The sequence below is a fragment of the Lacticaseibacillus zeae subsp. silagei genome (genome assembly GCF_030770335.1).
Lineage (GTDB): Bacteria > Bacillota > Bacilli > Lactobacillales > Lactobacillaceae > Lacticaseibacillus > Lacticaseibacillus zeae.
Map to the genome: position 1 here is coordinate 960129 of NZ_CP132484.1, position 16446 is coordinate 976574.

General features: G+C 48.1%; 17 protein-coding genes. 13 read left to right on the forward strand and 4 right to left on the reverse strand.

All coding sequences use genetic code 11. The features are described from left to right. Positions 1-320: 320 nt before the first annotated feature. Positions 321-827, reverse strand: coding sequence for an LURP-one-related family protein (locus tag LACZS1_RS04595; RefSeq protein WP_010489299.1), 507 nt, complete (start codon positions 825-827; stop codon positions 321-323). A 48-nt stretch (positions 828-875) separates the two neighbouring features. Continuing rightward, complete coding sequence (locus tag LACZS1_RS04600) at positions 876-1769, reverse strand: Cof-type HAD-IIB family hydrolase (protein WP_010489297.1); 894 nt, start codon at positions 1767-1769, stop codon at positions 876-878. Positions 1770-1887: 118 nt separating this feature from the next. On the opposite strand from LACZS1_RS04600, the gene LACZS1_RS04605 reads away from it, so the two are divergent. From LACZS1_RS04605 to LACZS1_RS04625, 5 genes are all read left to right on the forward strand, one after another. Then, the gene (locus LACZS1_RS04605) at positions 1888-2577 is read left to right on the forward strand and encodes a uracil-DNA glycosylase (RefSeq protein WP_010489295.1); all 690 of its coding nucleotides are present in this window, start codon (positions 1888-1890) and stop codon (positions 2575-2577) included. A gap of 101 nt (positions 2578-2678) precedes the next feature. After that, positions 2679-3656 (forward strand): phosphate acetyltransferase, encoded by a 978-nt coding sequence (gene pta, locus LACZS1_RS04610; protein ID WP_010489293.1) that lies wholly within the window; start codon positions 2679-2681, stop codon positions 3654-3656. Further along, on the forward strand, positions 3653-4117 hold the full coding sequence (gene tsaE, locus LACZS1_RS04615) for a tRNA (adenosine(37)-N6)-threonylcarbamoyltransferase complex ATPase subunit type 1 TsaE (protein WP_047105826.1): 465 nt from the start codon (positions 3653-3655) through the stop codon (positions 4115-4117). The genes pta and tsaE overlap by 4 nt, the downstream gene beginning before the upstream one ends. 194 nt (positions 4118-4311) lie before the next feature. Further along, positions 4312-5208 carry an ABC transporter ATP-binding protein gene (locus LACZS1_RS04620; protein ID WP_070650181.1) on the forward strand — a complete coding sequence of 299 codons (897 nt, stop codon included), beginning with the start codon at positions 4312-4314 and terminating at the stop codon, positions 5206-5208. Then, complete coding sequence (locus LACZS1_RS04625; RefSeq protein WP_010489288.1) at positions 5201-6460, forward strand: ABC transporter permease; 1260 nt, start codon at positions 5201-5203, stop codon at positions 6458-6460. Before LACZS1_RS04620 ends, LACZS1_RS04625 begins: the two co-directional genes overlap by 8 nt. 361 nt (positions 6461-6821) lie before the next feature. Here LACZS1_RS04625 and LACZS1_RS04630 read toward each other — a convergent pair whose 3' ends face one another. Both LACZS1_RS04630 and LACZS1_RS04635 read right to left on the reverse strand, forming a co-directional pair. Then, positions 6822-7364, reverse strand: a complete 543-nt coding sequence (locus tag LACZS1_RS04630; RefSeq protein ID WP_070650180.1) for a 3'-5' exonuclease — start codon at positions 7362-7364, stop codon at positions 6822-6824. Positions 7365-7375: 11 nt separating this feature from the next. Continuing rightward, the gene (locus tag LACZS1_RS04635) at positions 7376-8134 is read right to left on the reverse strand and encodes an exodeoxyribonuclease III (RefSeq protein WP_070650179.1); all 759 of its coding nucleotides are present in this window, start codon (positions 8132-8134) and stop codon (positions 7376-7378) included. A gap of 134 nt (positions 8135-8268) precedes the next feature. Here LACZS1_RS04635 and murB point away from each other — a divergent pair, with 134 nt between their 5' ends. The 8 genes from murB (at position 8269) to LACZS1_RS14180 (ending at position 16443) form a co-directional block, all read left to right on the forward strand. Further along, positions 8269-9171, forward strand: a complete 903-nt coding sequence (gene murB / locus LACZS1_RS04640; protein WP_172493414.1) for a UDP-N-acetylmuramate dehydrogenase — start codon at positions 8269-8271, stop codon at positions 9169-9171. A gap of 33 nt (positions 9172-9204) precedes the next feature. Then, complete coding sequence (locus LACZS1_RS04645) at positions 9205-11316, forward strand: cation:proton antiporter (RefSeq protein WP_070650178.1); 2112 nt, start codon at positions 9205-9207, stop codon at positions 11314-11316. Between the two features lie 269 nt (positions 11317-11585). Beyond that, positions 11586-12125, forward strand: coding sequence for a helix-turn-helix domain-containing protein (locus tag LACZS1_RS04650; RefSeq protein ID WP_010489279.1), 540 nt, complete (start codon positions 11586-11588; stop codon positions 12123-12125). A gap of 13 nt (positions 12126-12138) precedes the next feature. Then, positions 12139-13227, forward strand: a complete 1089-nt coding sequence (locus LACZS1_RS04655) for an ABC transporter ATP-binding protein (RefSeq protein WP_010489277.1) — start codon at positions 12139-12141, stop codon at positions 13225-13227. 97 nt (positions 13228-13324) lie between these two features. Beyond that, positions 13325-14149 (forward strand): ABC transporter permease, encoded by an 825-nt coding sequence (locus LACZS1_RS04660; RefSeq protein ID WP_080958066.1) that lies wholly within the window; start codon positions 13325-13327, stop codon positions 14147-14149. Further along, positions 14139-14972, forward strand: a complete 834-nt coding sequence (locus tag LACZS1_RS04665; protein ID WP_010489273.1) for an ABC transporter permease — start codon at positions 14139-14141, stop codon at positions 14970-14972. Before LACZS1_RS04660 ends, LACZS1_RS04665 begins: the two co-directional genes overlap by 11 nt. Further along, complete coding sequence (locus LACZS1_RS04670; protein ID WP_070650177.1) at positions 14956-16029, forward strand: ABC transporter substrate-binding protein; 1074 nt, start codon at positions 14956-14958, stop codon at positions 16027-16029. The genes LACZS1_RS04665 and LACZS1_RS04670 overlap by 17 nt, the downstream gene beginning before the upstream one ends. A 222-nt stretch (positions 16030-16251) precedes the next feature. Further along, the gene (locus LACZS1_RS14180; protein WP_010489269.1) at positions 16252-16443 is read left to right on the forward strand and encodes a hypothetical protein; all 192 of its coding nucleotides are present in this window, start codon (positions 16252-16254) and stop codon (positions 16441-16443) included. Positions 16444-16446 lie beyond the last annotated feature (3 nt).

Consider the following 16446-nt stretch of genomic DNA (forward strand, 5'->3'; position numbering starts at 1 on the left):
ATAATTTATAGCCACAAATAAAATATGAACATCCCCCAATAATGACGGAGGATGTTCATTTTGTTTCCCGAAGGTAATTCGGTAGGATTATTCAGATGTTAGTGCCAAGGCGGAGCAATCGTAGGCCAGATGGGGCTCAGTGGTGCAATTGTACTGGCCGGGCGATCTTCCCGGCGTAGTACAAGGCCGAGCTTAGAGACTCTGCCGGTTTTGCAGAGGCTCTAAGTCGTGCCCACCACGTTCCAGCCCCAGCTGGCCGGAGATTGCGGAGTTTGGCACGGCAAGGGACTAATTGCCCTAAGCTGTTTTAAACCCAGACGCTAATCCGGAAAGTCCAGGCCGTACTCGTAACGTTTGAGCGGATCGGCCACGCCGACGTGGCGGAAGCGATCGAGGATGGCGGCTAGCAAAATGGCGGCTGGAATGTCACGATTGTTAGGAATGGTTAGCTTTACGATCGCCGGGGCAACTTCTTCAGCACTGAAAATCGTTTTAACGCCGTGGAAGACCTGGTAATGGTTATTTAAGAGATTCCCCATAGCCACCCAGTTGAGTTTTGAAATAAAAATAAACTGGTGCCAAACGCCGAACATCTTTTTGACGCTGGCAACATTCCGATTGGCGATGTACAGATCATATCGCGGGAAAACACTGACCGTTTTCTGCCGGATCGAACCTAACGGGTTGCCACTGAGCGTATTCAAATCGAAACCACCGTTAATGAGACCGTGACGGGCGGTCAGAATGTAGGCAGGCTTACCATTGTCAGTTTTGACCACACTAAGACTGCCGGTACTCAATGCATTGATGTCAAGATATAACGCCATTTGCTAACCTCCCTTGAAGGCTTGCATGATGTGGTTCAGCTGCCAATCCTAGAAACGCGCGTTAGTTGCTTCCGCTTTATTGATCCGAATGGCTTTACGAATCGCCTCAGCAACGCCATTTTCGCCATTGGTGCCGGTTGTACCCCAGGCTAAGTCGGTGATTTCAGGGATCGCGTTGCCCATGGCGATGCCGTATTTGGCCATTTTGATCATGCTGGCATCATTCAGATTATCACCGATGGCCATGACCTCATCCATTGTGATGCCTTTTTGTTTGGCATAAGCTTCAACCGCATAACCTTTCTGCGCCTTAATATTGTTGACTTCAATATTGTTAACGGAACTGGATGTGACACTTAATTTGCCGGTCGCTTTAAATACTTTAGCCGGGGCCTTTAAAATATCAGGTGTTTCGCCGGTGTAAGCGATGATTTTCATAATCTGAATCGTCGGATCGTCCAGTAATTTTTGATAGTCATCCACATAATTAATATTCATGATTTCCAACCGGGCAGCCGCCAAAGCAACGGCGAGCTTGTAAGTGGTATCAGGGTTGAGATCGACTAGCAAGTCTGCCACGTTCTGAATGCGCTTAACCCGACTGTCGGAAAAGACGCCTTTGTTAGTTGTGATTTCAAAGTAGATGTCGGCTGCTTGTAAAGTATCGATAACGTACTGGCTTAAATCATCGGCGATAGGGATGGTGACAACCGGTTTGCCGGCCTCGTCAAAAACCATGGCGCCGTTTAACGTGATGAACGCGGGCTTTAGCTGCTGTGCCGCCAATAATGGCTTGGCTTCGGTAACACCGCGCCCGGTGGCAACCATGAACTCGATACCAGCGGCTTGCGCTTCACGAATGGCTTTGGCATTTTCGTCTGAGACTTCCATTTTGTCATTCAAAAGCGTGCCATCCATGTCTGATGCAATAAGTTTGATCATATTACTGTTCCCTCCGGTTTGTCATGGTGCGATTACGTCCTTAATTTTAGCATGAAAAGCGCTTGCCCGGTAGCAAACGCGCAGGGATTCTTGTACACTATTTGCGGAGGTGCAGCTTTTGAAAACATTAATACATAATGATTGGCAGACGGTGCTGGAACCGATTTTTGAAAGTCCCGAGTATGCCCGGCTGCATGAGTTTTTAAAGGAAGAATACACGACCAAAACGATTTATCCGGAAATGCATCACATTTTTCAGGCATTCGAATGGACGCCGTTTCATGATGTCAAAGTGGTCATTTTGGGACAGGATCCGTACCATAATCCGCATCAGGCGGTGGGGGCGAGTTTTGCCGTGGCGCCTGGTGTGGCATTGCCGCCATCGTTGCAAAATATTTATAAAGAATTACAAAGCGATTTAGGCTATCCGCCGGTACATCACGGGTATCTGAAGGCATGGGCCGATCAAGGCGTTTTGTTGCTGAATGCGGTCTTGACCGTGCAAGCAGGCCGGGCTTATTCCCACCAGAATCATGGTTGGGAGGAGCTGACCGATGCAGCAATTGCGGCTTTATCTGCGCGTGGCGGGGTTGTGTTTATTTTGTGGGGCAATGCTGCCAAGAAGAAAGCTGCGTTGATTGATACCAGCAAAAATGCCATCATTGCCTCCGCGCACCCAAGTCCATTGTCAGCGTCTCGCGGCTTTTTTGGCAGCCGGCCGTTTTCGCGCACCAATGAAGCGTTGAAAAAAATGGGCGAAACGCCGATTAACTGGCAGCTGCCAGAAACCGTGACTGCGGCAAGTTAATCAAGTCACGCAAAGTGTTTTTCCATTGTCTTCCGCTGGTCACGACCCGATAAAAACGGTATGATGTTAAGGAATAAAGCGCTTTTATGGAGGGATAAGATTTGGATTTATTTGAAAGCTTAAAAGACAAGATTAACGACAAGCATTTGCGCATTGTATTTCCGGAAGGCGAGGATCCGCGGGTTCTAGGAGCCGCGGTACGACTGACCGCCGATGGATTGGTGCAGGCGATTGTACTGGGTAACCCTGAGAAAATTCATAACCTGGCAACCGAAAAAAGCTGGGATTTAAGCAAGTTGACGGTTCGCGATCCTGAGCATGATGATCTTCACGCCAAGATGGTGACCGCGTTCGTTGAGCGGCGTAAAGGCAAAGCAACTCCGGAACAGGCGGAAAAGATTGTCCAGGATGCCAATTATTTTGGCACCATGCTTGTTTACATGAAGGAAGCAGACGGCATGGTTTCCGGTGCGGTGCATTCAACGGCGGATACCGTGCGGCCGGCTTTACAAATCATCAAGACCCGTCCCGGCGTTCATCTTGTTAGCGGCGCGTTTATCATGCAACGTGGCCGAGATGAACGGTACTTATTTGCGGATAATGCGATTAATATCGATCCGGATGCCGATCAACTGGCAGAAATCGCGGTTGAATCGGCGAAAACCGCTGCTTTGTTCGACATTGATCCGCCACGCGTTGCCTTGCTGTCATTTTCGACTAAAGGAAGCGCTAAGGGACCACAAGTGGACAAAGTGGTGGCCGCAACCCAGAAAGCTCACGAGCTGGCACCGGATTTGGCATTGGATGGTGAGTTGCAGTTTGACGCGGCGTTTGTCCCGACCGTTGCTAAGCAAAAGGCGCCGGAGTCCAAAGTTGCCGGTGAAGCCAACGTCTTTATTTTCCCGGAATTGCAATCCGGCAACATTGGCTACAAAATTGCCCAGCGGTTTGGCGGCTTTGAAGCCATCGGCCCGATTCTGCAAGGCTTGAATCAGCCGGTTTCCGACCTCAGTCGTGGCGCTAACGAAGAAGACGTCTACAAGTTGGCCATTATTACAGCGGCCCAGACCTTGCTATGACAAGTTTGAAAAAGGATTTTACCAGCGAAGCCGAACTACAGGCATTCGCCGCTTCGCTAGGTCCGCATCTGCAGGCAGGAGATGTCCTTCTCTTGGATGGTGATCTTGGCGCTGGCAAAACCAGCTTTACCAAAGGTTTGGCTAAGGGACTGGGTATTACGGATTATGTCAAAAGCCCGACGTTTACGATTATTCGCGAATATCGTCACGGTCGGCTGCCGCTGTATCACATGGATCTTTATCGCTTGGAAGACGGTGGTGCCGAAGACCTGGGACTTGAAGAATACTTTGAAGGTGACGGCGTTTCAGTCGTTGAATGGCCGGATTTTCTGGGTGCAAGCGAACCCGAAGCCGATTTGCTGGTGCACTTTCAAAAAGATGAGCAGTCGGATACAACCCGTCATCTTGAATTTGTTCCTCAGGGTAAGCGCTATGAAACATTGCTTCAGAGCTTAAAATGAGCGTAGCGCCAATGATTTTTATTTTAACTTCAACTAAAATAGCACTAAGACCAGTGGTGGCTCTAGTGCTATTTTTAGTGTAACAGGTTAATCATTGGCTATGATAGTTAAAAATTATATTTTGATAAGCAAAGTATACATGCTACACTGTTAGCAATGTGGAGCATGACATGAATTAAGAAAGTAGGTGTGCAATGTTAGCAGTTAAAGATCTCGTCAAGACTTTTGGCACCATGACGGCGGTTGATGATGTGAGTTTTACCGTCAAGCCTGGCGAAATTATGGGACTGATTGGCCAAAACGGGGCCGGTAAAACAACGACGTTCCGAATGATTTTGAATTTTTTGACCCCAGACTCCGGAACGATTACCTGGAATGACCATCCGTTAACGGCCAAGGATTATGACATCATCGGCTATTTGCCTGAAGAACGCGGTTTATACCCGAAGATGCGCGTGCAGGATCAGATTATTTATTTTGCCCGATTGCGCGGGATGAAGACGGCGGATGTGAAAGCCCGGATTCCCGAATGGCTGGAACGTTTTCAGGTTAAAGGCAAGGCAACCGATAAAATCAAGGACCTGAGCAAAGGTAACCAGCAAAAAGTGCAAGTGATTGCGACCATGATTCATATGCCTAAACTGGTGATCCTAGATGAACCTTTCTCAGGACTGGATCCGGTCAATGCGAGCTTGTTAATGGCTGGGATTGAGATGCTAAAAGACAATGGCGCGGCGATTATTTATTCCAGCCACGATATGGCCAATGTCGAAGCCATCTCGGATCATTTGGTGATGCTGAAGCAAGGAAAGATGGTCTTAAACGGCGCTGTCGGTGACATTCGCGAAAGCTTTGGCCGGACGAAGCTCTTCATTGAATCCGGTTTAACCCGAGATGATTTGCAAGCCTTTGATGGTGTAACGAACATTCGTCAACACGGTCAGGAATTTGAGTTGACGTTGGCAGATCCGGCAGTGGGCCGCCAGATTTTTGCTAAAGCGGTCGCCAATGGTTACATACCGGAATTTCGGCAACAACCGCCAACGCTTGATGAGATTTTCCGCTTGAAAGTGGGTGAAACACATGCATAAATTCTGGGTCGTCATGAGTCAGGTTTACAAAAAGAATGCCAAAAGCGGTTCGTGGATCTTTTTGGTCTTATCGCCATTGCTTTTTCTGGCGATTGGATTCGGCATTGCTTTTTACATTGCCAAAACGCAGGCACCCGCCCAAGTGGCAGTTGTCAGTGACGTCAGCGCGGTCAGCCAGGCATTAAGTAAGCAAAACAACGATGATTTGCATTTTAAAGTGTACTCATCGAGTAAAAAGGCTGATGCGGCGCTGAACGATGAGAAAGTTGACGGCATTTTAACTGTCAATGCCAAAGATCAATTCCGTTCGCGCTATGTTTCGCGGGATAACGGCCAAGAGGTTGATAAAACCACTTTGGTCACGGCACTCAGTGGCTTGAAACTTAGCAGCACCGCGGCAAGTATGCATCTCACGGCAGCGCAGGTCAGTGCACTGACGCAACCGCCAATGGTCAGCACTAAAACGGTGGCCATTGAAAACGGCAAACAGGTGACCAAGTCAAACTCAACGCAATTGATGAATCACGGGGTTGCGGTTGTGGCCATGATTTTAATCTTGATGGTGACCATGGTTTACGGCTCGATTCTTGCTCAGGAAATTGCCACGGAAAAAGGCTCGCGCATTATGGAGATTCTTTTGTCCTCGGTGAGCGCGACCACCCAATTCTTCGGTAAACTGGCCGGAATCTTCGCGCTGTTACTGACGCAGCTAGCAATTTATGTGGTTGCCGGGGTGATTAGTTGGCAATTCGTCAAAAATCAGTCGTTTGTGTCCGGTGTTTTGAAACAATTTGACTTTTCGATTCTGGTGTCTGGCACCACAGCAATGATTGTCGTCTTCTTCATCATCGGCACCTTGACCTACTCAGTACTGGCTGCACTGACCGGTTCGCTGGTTTCCAATCAGGAACAGGTCCAACAGGCAGCTATGCCGATTAGTATGTTGGGGTTGATTGGGTATTTCATTACGATTGCGGCTCAATCAAGCGATTCGGCTTTGGCACAGATTACGAGCTATGTCCCATTCCTGAATGTCTTCGTGATGCCCACCCAGATGTCACTAGGGCGGGCCAGCATGGGCGAGGCGTGGATCAGCGTCGCCATCAGTCTCGTCTTCCTCGTACTGTTTACCATGTTCACGGTAAAAGTCTACCGGAACAATGTATTGGTTTACTCCGGTTCAGGCTTGTGGCAGTCGATGAAAACGTCCTTTAGCATCTGGAAGTCTGAGCGTAGCGTTGCTAAAAAGTAATATAGCTGGATAAAGCTATCTTCTAAATCAGTTAATGCTGGGTCATAACTCATAGATATAATAAAAAGGTGAACATACTAGAGTATGTTCACCTTTTGTTTCCCCAAGGTAATTTGTTGGGTTATTTAAGATATTAGTGCCAAAGCGGAGCAATCGTAGGCCAGATGGGGCTCAGCTGTGACATTGTACTAGCCGGGCGATCTTCCCGGCGTAGTACAAGGCCGAGCCTAGAGCCTCTGCCGGTTTTGCAGAGGCTCTAAGTCGTGCCCTCCGCTCTAGCTTCGCGTCGCCACCCCAGCTGGCCGGAGATTGCGGAGTTTGGCACGGCATGAAGACTGATTGCCTAAGCTCTACTTGTTCATCAACCAGCCTTAGCCAACTTCATCATAGCTTTCGTTCGGGCTTCGCCAAAATGTTCGTTCTCGGCAATGAGAATTCGTGCGCAGGCATAACTATCTGCCAACGCGTTGTGGTGATGTTCCAGCGGAATTTTTAACGCAGCACTGACCGTATCCAACCGATGATTCGGCAGCTTCGGTAAAAGTTGCCGTGAAGTCCGAACAGTGTCGATCACCTGATAGCGCGGCGCAGCGATGCCATACCGGTCAAGTGTCAGGCGCAACACCGACACATCGAACGGGGCATTGTGAGCCGTGACAATGCGACCCGGAGTATAAAACATCTGGATATGCGGCCAAACCTGATCAAAAGTTGGCTGGTTTTGAACCATATCCGGTGTGATCCCGTGAATGCGAATATTTTGCGGGTCAAAGCGCATCTGCGGGTTGATGAGTGTATAAAAACTATCGACAACCCGATTTTGCTGCACGACCACTAAGGCAAGCGAACAGGCTGAGGCTCGTTTGCGATTAGCAGTTTCAAAATCCATGGCAATAAAGTTCATTATTGACGCTCCTATAGTAAATCCTGCGTGGTGAGTTCAACCGGACAGTGGTCACTGCCCATGACATCGGTTAAAATTTTGGCATCTTTGACATACGGCTGAAAGTTTGAACTGGCAACAAAGTAGTCAATCCGCCACCCGGCATTATTGGCGCGCGCGTGGAACCGATAGCTCCACCAAGAATAAGTGACCGTGTCGGGATACAGATGGCGGAAAGTGTCGATAAAGCCGCTCTTAAGCTGCTTGGTAAAATCGGCACGTTCCTCATCGGTGAATCCAGCGTTATGGTGATTGGTCTTATCATTCTTAAGGTCGATCGGTTCATGGGCAACGTTTAAGTCACCGCAATAAACAAGGGGCTTTTTTTCCGCCAACTGGTTAGTGTAGGCACGAAAATCCTTATCCCACTGTTGACGATAATCGAGTCGCTTGAGCTCGCTGCCAGAGTTGGGAGTGTAAACCGTCATCAAGTAAAATTTGGGATATTCAAGCGTAATGATGCGGCCTTCCTTATCGTGCTCGGGAATGCCCATGCCGTAAGTCACATTGAGCGGTTCGTGTTTCGTAAAAATCGCGGTGCCTGAATAACCTTTGCGTTCCGCGTAATTAAAATACTGATGGTAGCCAGGAAGGTCAAGCTTCACTTGGCCTGCCTGCATTTTGGTTTCCTGAAGACAAAACCAATCAGCATCCAGTTCATTAAAAATTGTCATAAAGTCTTTTTTTAAGACGGCCCGCAAGCCATTCACGTTCCATGAAATTAATTTCAAAACGTTCACTCCTATCGCTACATTGCTCTTTTATTCTACTAGACTTTTCTAACAAACGCACGGAGAGGTAAGTGTTCACAAGCGTCAATTTCTGCTAAAATATATAAGTAGTCTTTTTGAAAGGACCTGATGTTGTGGTAGATGCACCACGGATGCTTGAAGGGATCACCATCATGCATGATGAACCGTTAAGCCATTATACGTTTACAAAAACCGGTGGGCCAGCCGATTTACTGGCTTTTCCTAAAAACGTTGCCGAGGTCCGGACTCTGGTTGAATCGGCGCGGGAACAGCATTTGCCTTTGACGGTCATCGGAAACGCAAGTAATTTAATTGTGCGCGATGGCGGTATCCGTGGGCTGGTCTTGATTTTGACGGCCATGAACGAGATTACGGTGACAGATAACACCGTAACGGCTCAGGCTGGCGCACGCCTCATTGACACGACTGAAGCTGCGTATCGCGCCGGATTGACCGGTCTTGAGTTCGCGGCCGGAATTCCAGGTAGTGTCGGCGGCGCACTTTTCATGAATGCTGGGGCATACGGCGGTGAAGTCTGCAATGTCATCAGCAGCGCCCATGTGTTGACGCGCGCAGGTGAATTCAAAACCTATAACCATCGCGAATTGAAGTTCTGGTATCGCCATAGTATTGTTCAGGATACTGGCGATGTTGTCTTAAGCGTTACTTTTTCCCTGAAACCCGGCGATAAACCGGCAATTCGCGCCAAAATGGACGAGCTGAATGCAAGACGGGCGGCTAAACAGCCATTGGAATATCCGTCTTGCGGTTCAGTCTTTAAGCGGCCGCCGCATCATTTTGTCGGCCCGATGATTCAAAAGGCCGGTCTGCAAGGCCACATTATTGGTGGTGCGCAGGTTTCAATGAAGCATGCAGGCTTTATCATCAATTTAGGTGACGCAACTGCCACTGACTATCTGGATATGATCCACCTGATCCAGAAAACGGTTAAGGCCAAATTTGGTGTCGATTTGGAAACTGAAGTCCGCATCATTGGCGAACCCTTGCAGTCATAGCCTACATTCAAAATAAAAGAAAGGGGCCCCACAATGCATTTAGTCGAAGCCGTCTTGTTTTTGATGGCGCTGGTCATCGTGTCAAACGTGCTCAGCCACTACATTGTCGCTGTCCCGGTATCTTTGATTCAAGTCGCGCTGGGACTCGGCGCGGCTTTGTTTTTTCATTTAACGATAAACTTAGCGACCGACTGGTTCATGCTCTTGTTCATTGCGCCGCTATTGTATTACGATGGACGGCATTTTCCACGGCGGGAGTTGTGGGAATTGCGGGGCCCGATCATCGGAAATGCGATTTTTCTGGTTTTTGCAACGATGTTGGTTGGCGGTTACTTGATTCATTTCCTGATCCCGCCATTGCCGCTGCCTGCAAGTTTTGCCTTAGCCGCGATTCTCAGCCCGACTGATCCGATTGCGGTTCAGAGCCTGGCCAAGCGGACCCATTTGCCAAGTGGGGTTTTGCACTTGGTCAGCGGTGAAAGCCTGATCAATGATGCCAGCGGCTTGATCGGATTCAAATATGGCATTGCCGCAACGCTGACCGGGACATTTGCTTTTGGACACGCGGTTCAGGATTTCTTCTATGTGGCGTTAGTTGGCGCAATGGCTGGGTTTGTTTTAATCGGGATCATCAACTTGAGTCGTAACTGGCTGCTGCAACAAGGGATCAATGATGTGATTCTGCATACGATTTTGCAGGTGTTAACGCCATTTTTTATTTATTTGATTGTTGACGAGTTCATGCATGCTTCCGGCGTTATCGCCGTCGTCGTAGCCGGGTTGCTGAGTAATACGCAATATAATCGGTATGTGACTGCGTTACCGGAATTAAGAATCGTGTCGGAACGGACTTGGGATTTAATTGTTTACACGCTTAACGGAATTATTTTCCTGATTCTGGGCATTGAGCTTCCGGTGGCGATGCGCGATACGATTGCTGATCATGAAGTCAGCACGTTACAGGCACTCGGCTTTGTCGTTTTGGTCTATCTGGGTATCCTGATTTTACGGACCTTATGGATTTATGGTTACATGTTGCTGACGGTCCGTTCAAAAGGCAACCAGCCTTCATGGCGCGCGGCATTGTTAAGCGGTATTTCAGGCGTTCGCGGTGCCATTACGTTGGTCGGGGTATTCGCGGTACCCGCTGCTCTGGCCAACGGGGATCCGTTTCCGGAACGGAGCCTGATGCTGTTTATTGCGGCAGGTGTCGTGGTGTTGAGCCTGATTGTGGCGATTGTGGCCTTGCCAATCGTGACTCGGTCAGTCGCACCTTTGCAAACGCGTGGTTCTACCATTGCAGCAACCGATGATGACACTGAGTCTGACGAAGATCACACGAATGATGTACGGATTATTTCCCTGAGCCAGGCGCAGATGTTTGTATACCAGATGGCGGTCCGCCGCGTTGAATCAGAGCGTCGGGAATCGAATCAAAAAGCGGCGTTGGATCTCATTGCGGAATACCAAAACCTGATCCGTCGCCTTGAATTAGCCGAGGATACCGGTGCAGCAATTCCGCCGTTGGTTCAAGATGAACTCGACTTGCGCAAAGTCGGTGTTCAAGGCGAATTATATGCATTGGACGATTTGTGGCGGGAAAACCAAATCATGTCGAAGAGTTATGCCAAAGCACGCAAGCGATTAAAGCACCGAATGGATGATCTGGACTCCATGGCCAAACGATCGGGGCGGCCAACGTTGCGGATGCTTTTTGACCGCTCGGCATTGCGCCTATCACACTTCTGGTACACCGTGGCCAGTGAGCAAAACCGCTCGCATCGCTTCTTTAACGAGAAATTGTTCATTGAAAAAGAAACGGCAAAAGGCGGGTTGAAGTACCTGTCGAAGTTTCTCCGCCAAAAAGAAAACAAGGCCCACCATTACAATCGCCAGGTGATTTATTCGTTGATTGTTCAATATCGCAACCGCATCGCCTCGGTCAAGGCGTTGAATACGCATAAGTCGACTCAGTACGAACATGAACTGAGTCGTTTACGCGCGATTGCCTTTGCCGCAGAGCGCACGGCAATTCATGATTTGATGGAAAAAGGCTACATCACCATGACCATGGCCCAGCGGCTGAATCAAAATGTCAACTTTACCGAAAATGCGGCGACTCTGACGTCTTTGGAGGAAGTCTGATCTTAGAAGTCTGGCTATAGAGCGACACTATTCTTAATAGATAAACGAACGGCGGCATCCTTTTCTTAAAAGAAAATGCGATGCCGCTGTTTCTGTGCTGCTAACGATTTAGGCGATATTCATTAAATTTTCAGCCAGGCAATCCCGCTTGAAAAATATTTTTGCCCATCTCAGTTATAAAAGCTTGCGTTGGTGCATGACATTTGTATAATAGGCAGAGTCAGTAAACTTGAAGTTTAGTTTAACGAAACCTAAAAAGGCGGTGTGCCATGGATATTGGTAGTAAAATTCGTGATCTGCGCATTCGAAAAAACCTGACACAGGAAGAACTCGGGGAGCGGACCGACTTATCGAAAGGGTATATTTCGCAGGTTGAACATGACCAGAGTTCACCGTCACTCGAGACTTTCTTTGATATTCTGAGCGTTTTAGGCGAGTCTCCAGCAGACTTTTTCCGGGAAGAGCCGGTTGATTCGCTGGTTTACCACGAAGAAGATCAGGTCACTTATCTGGATGAAGACAAAGGCTATCAACTGAAGTGGTTGGTACCGGAAAGTAATGAGAATGAGATGGAGCCGGTGATGATTGATTTTGCCCCGGATGGCATTTTTAAAACGTTTGAACCATCCCCGGCTGAGACCTTTGTTTACGTTGTTAGCGGCAAAGTGAAACTGCTGCTGGGCGATCAGGCTTATGTTGCCAAAAAAGGCGAAACCATTTATTTTCACGCAACGAAACAACATCAACTTGTCAACGCAGCAACGGGTCGCAGTAAGTGCCTGCTGGTTGCGACAGCATCTTATCTATAAGGAGTTGGGGTCATTGAGCAACATTATTGTGGAACTGAAGCATGTCGGCAAGCGCTATGGCGACACGCAAGTATTAAAAGATGTCAATATCGAAATCGAACAAGGAAAATTCTATACGCTGCTCGGCCCGTCCGGCTCCGGTAAAACAACGATTCTGCGCGCCATTGCGGGATTTTTGGATGTTTCGGAAGGCGAAGTTCTTTTTGATGGCAAAAAAATAAACGATGTCCCGGCTAACCAACGCAAAGTGAATACCGTTTTCCAGGATTATGCGTTATTTCCGCACCTTAACGTCTTTGACAATGTTGCGTTTGGATTGCGGTTGCATCGTATGAGCAAGGAAACGATTCAGACCAAGGTAACGGACGCGCTTAAAATGGTTCGGCTACAAGGATATGCCGATCGGGAGATTTCCGAGCTGTCAGGCGGCCAGCAACAGCGCGTCGCCATTGCCCGGGCAATTGTCCTTGAGCCGCAAGTGTTGCTTTTAGACGAACCATTATCAGCGCTTGATGCCAAGCTGCGTAAGGACATGCAGTACGAGCTGCGCGAATTGCAGGAACGGTTGGGGATCACTTTCTTATTTGTGACCCATGATCAAGAAGAAGCACTGGCATTATCGGATGAAATTTTTGTCATGAACGATGGCCAGGTTCAGCAAAGTGGCACGCCGGTCGATATTTACGATGAACCGGTCAATCACTTTGTTGCCGACTTCATTGGCGAAAGTAATATCATCCCCGGTCACATGATTAAGGACTTCCTGGTTGAATTCAATGGCAAACAGTTTGAATGCGCCGACGCCGGCATGCGGCCAAATGAACCCGTTGAAGTTGTCCTGCGCCCGGAAGATTTGGACATTACAGCAGCCGACGCCGGCAAAGTGAATGTCGAAGTTGATACCCAACTGTTCCGCGGCGATTATTACGAAATTGTCGCGTACGACCAACTGAAAAACGAATGGTTGATTCACTCGACAAATCCGGCAAAAGACGGGGAAACAGTCGGATTAACCTTTGATCCTGAAGATATTCACGTCATGCGGTTGAACGAATCCGAAGAAGAATTCGACGCACGGCTGGAAACCTATGAAGGCGACTGATCCGTGGTAGGGGGATCGGTGTTCTGTCGGCGTTTGTAGTCTGGAAAAACCAACACTTGGCAGGCACCATTAGATTTTGAATCTGAGGAGGGTCATCGTGAAAAAATCCACCACGAATGTTGCATTTTACACGCCTTATGTGATGTGGCTCGCACTATTTGTCATCGCGCCGATGGTATTGATCGTTTATCAAAGCTTTTTTGATATCAGCGGCCATTTTACCTTGGCGAATTACCAAACTTATTTTAAATCCGGCACTTATATTATGATGACGATTAATTCGGTTTGGTATGCTTTTTTGATCACCTTTGCCACATTGCTGATCAGTTATCCGACTGCGTATCTGCTGCATTACGCCAAGCATAAGCAATTGTGGCTATTGCTGATCATTTTACCGACGTGGATCAACTTGTTGCTAAAAGCGTATGCGTTCATCGGCATCTTTAGCCAGGACGGCGGAGTCAACAGTTTCTTAGGGATGTTTGGGATTGCACCACAGCAATTTCTCTTTACTGATTTCAGCTTTATTTTCGTTGCTGCCTACATCGAAATTCCGTTCATGATTTTGCCGATTTTCAATGCGATTGAAGAACTACCGGAAAATCTGGTGAATGCCTCGCAGGATCTGGGCGCAAACGGCTGGCAGACGTTTACTAAAGTGATTTGGCCGTTGACGATTTCAGGGGTCAAGTCAGGGGTTCAGGCAGTTTTCATTCCCAGTTTAAGCCTGTTCATGTTAACCCGGTTAATTGGCGGGAATCGGGTCATCACCCTTGGCACCGCCATTGAAGAGCATTTTTTGACGACAATGAACTGGGGCATGGGTTCAACAATCGGCGTTGTTTTGATTGTCGCCATGTTTATCATCATGTTCCTGACCGGTGAGCGAAAGAAGAAGGGGGTGCGCCGGCATGAAGCGTAAGTTTAAATGGTCCAACCTTTATCTGATTTTCGTGTTCATCTGTCTGTACGTGCCGATTTTTTATCTTGTGATCTATTCATTTTCGACTGGGGATCGGATGAGCAACTTCTCCGGCTTCACCTGGAAACATTACGCTGAGTTATTTGCGGATACGCGGATGATTCAGATTGTTTTGGATACGTTGCTGGTAGCGTTGTTATCAAGCTTAATTGCGACGATTATCGGTGCATTGGGCGCGCTGGCCATTGATCGAACCAGCCGTCCCGTGATGAAAAATACGGTCTTGTCACTCAACAACATTCTGATGGTAAGTCCGGATGTTATTATCGGTGCCAGTTTCCTGATTTTTTACACGGCGCTAAAGGTTCCGCTGGGATTCTGGTCAGTGCTGATGAGCCATATCGCCTTTTCTATCCCGATTGTGGTGCTGATGATCCTGCCGCGTCTGCAGGAAATGAGTCATTCCTTGCTGGACGCCGCTCGTGATTTGGGTGCTTCCAACTATCAGGTGCTGACGCGCGTCATCGTGCCTTACATCACGCCTGGCATTTTCTCGGGATTCTTCATGGCATTTACGTACTCGCTGGATGACTTTGCGGTGACCTTCTTCGTGACCGGCAATGGGTTTGAAACGTTGGCTGTCGAGATTTACGCTCGCGCCCGCCAAGGCATCAGCTTGGAAATCAATGCATTATCCGGCGTCATGTTCGTCTTTGCCTTACTGCTGGTTGTCGGTTACTACTTCCTACAGCGGGCGGGTCAGAGCCGGCGCGCCAAACACAAGCGAGAAAGCGAGGCGTTGATCAATGAAACGACTCATTAGTATTGCGGTCGCCATCCTGGCCGTTTGCCTTGGATTAGCGGTTTGGAGCCAAGACCTGCAAAAGTCGCAAGGCAATACTGGCGACAACACGCTGAATCTTTTCAACTGGGGCGATTACATCGACCCGGCACTAATCAGTAAATTTGAAAAGCAAACCGGCTATCACGTGAATCAGGAAACATTTGATTCCAATGAAGCCATGTTCACCAAAATCCAGCAAGGCGGCACCAGCTACGATTTGACCGTCCCGTCGGATTATATGATTGAGAAAATGAAAAAGGCGCATCTGCTATTGCCGCTTGATAAAAGTAAATTAAACGGGATGCAGAACATGGATCCGCGTTTGATCAATAAGGAATTCGATCCTGGCAATAAATACAGCATTCCTTATTTCTGGGGGACACTGGGGATCATTTATAATGACAAGTTTGTCAAAGCCAGTGAAGTTCAGCACTGGAATCAGTTATGGAATCCTAAGTTCAAAGATTCGATCATGCTGATTGATTCCGCGCGTGATGTTTTCGCGCCGGCTTTGATCTCAATGGGCCAGTCAGTTAACGAAACCAATCCGCAGACGCTGGCAGTGGCCAAAGCCAAACTCGATCAATTGTCGCCCAACGTCAAGGCAGTTGTCGCCGATGAAATCAAAATGTATATGGCTGAAAACGAAGCTAAAATCGCTGTCGACTGGTCAGGTGAAGCCAGTGAAATGCTGGCCAACAATAAACACCTGCACTATGTCGTTCCGCGAGAAGGCAGCAATCTCTGGTTTGACAACTTGGTCATTCCAAAAACCGCCAAACATTTCAAAGCCATATACGCCTTTCTTAACTTCATGATGAAACCCGAAAACGCCGCTCAAAATGCCGAATATGTCGGCTATGCGACGCCAAATGCCGCCGCCAAAAAACTGCTGCCAAAAAGCGTCCAAAATGATCGGCAGTTCTATCCAGATGACGAGACCATGAAGCATCTGGAGATCTACTCAGACCTCCCGCCGGCGAAGGTTGGGCTCTACAATGATTTATTCTTAGAATTTAAGATGTACCGCCGGTGAGAACTCGTATCTAAAACTATCCGCATCAGACGGGAAAAAGTCCCTGACCGGTGCGGATTTTTTGTTTTGAATTTATGATGGTTTTTATAGTATCAAACAAGCCGCAACCATTAAGCCTCCAAAATGGTGTCAAGTCATCTTAACCAGACAGATTGAAAGAAAGCATACAGTAGTCCTAGGCAGCTCAATCAGGTATGATAGGTTGTATATGAGGTGACCCAAATGAGAAAACACAGTCGGCACAACGAAGGCCTGTGGCTTGATATCATTTGTTGTCTGAGTCTGTGGCTGGCAGTAGTTTGTCTGCTATTGGCAGCTTTGGCAATTAAAGTGAACCGACCTTATATCATCATCATGCTGGCCTTTGGGCTTTGCGCACTCGGTGAGACGGTCACGGTTTTTAAAAAATGGTGAGTT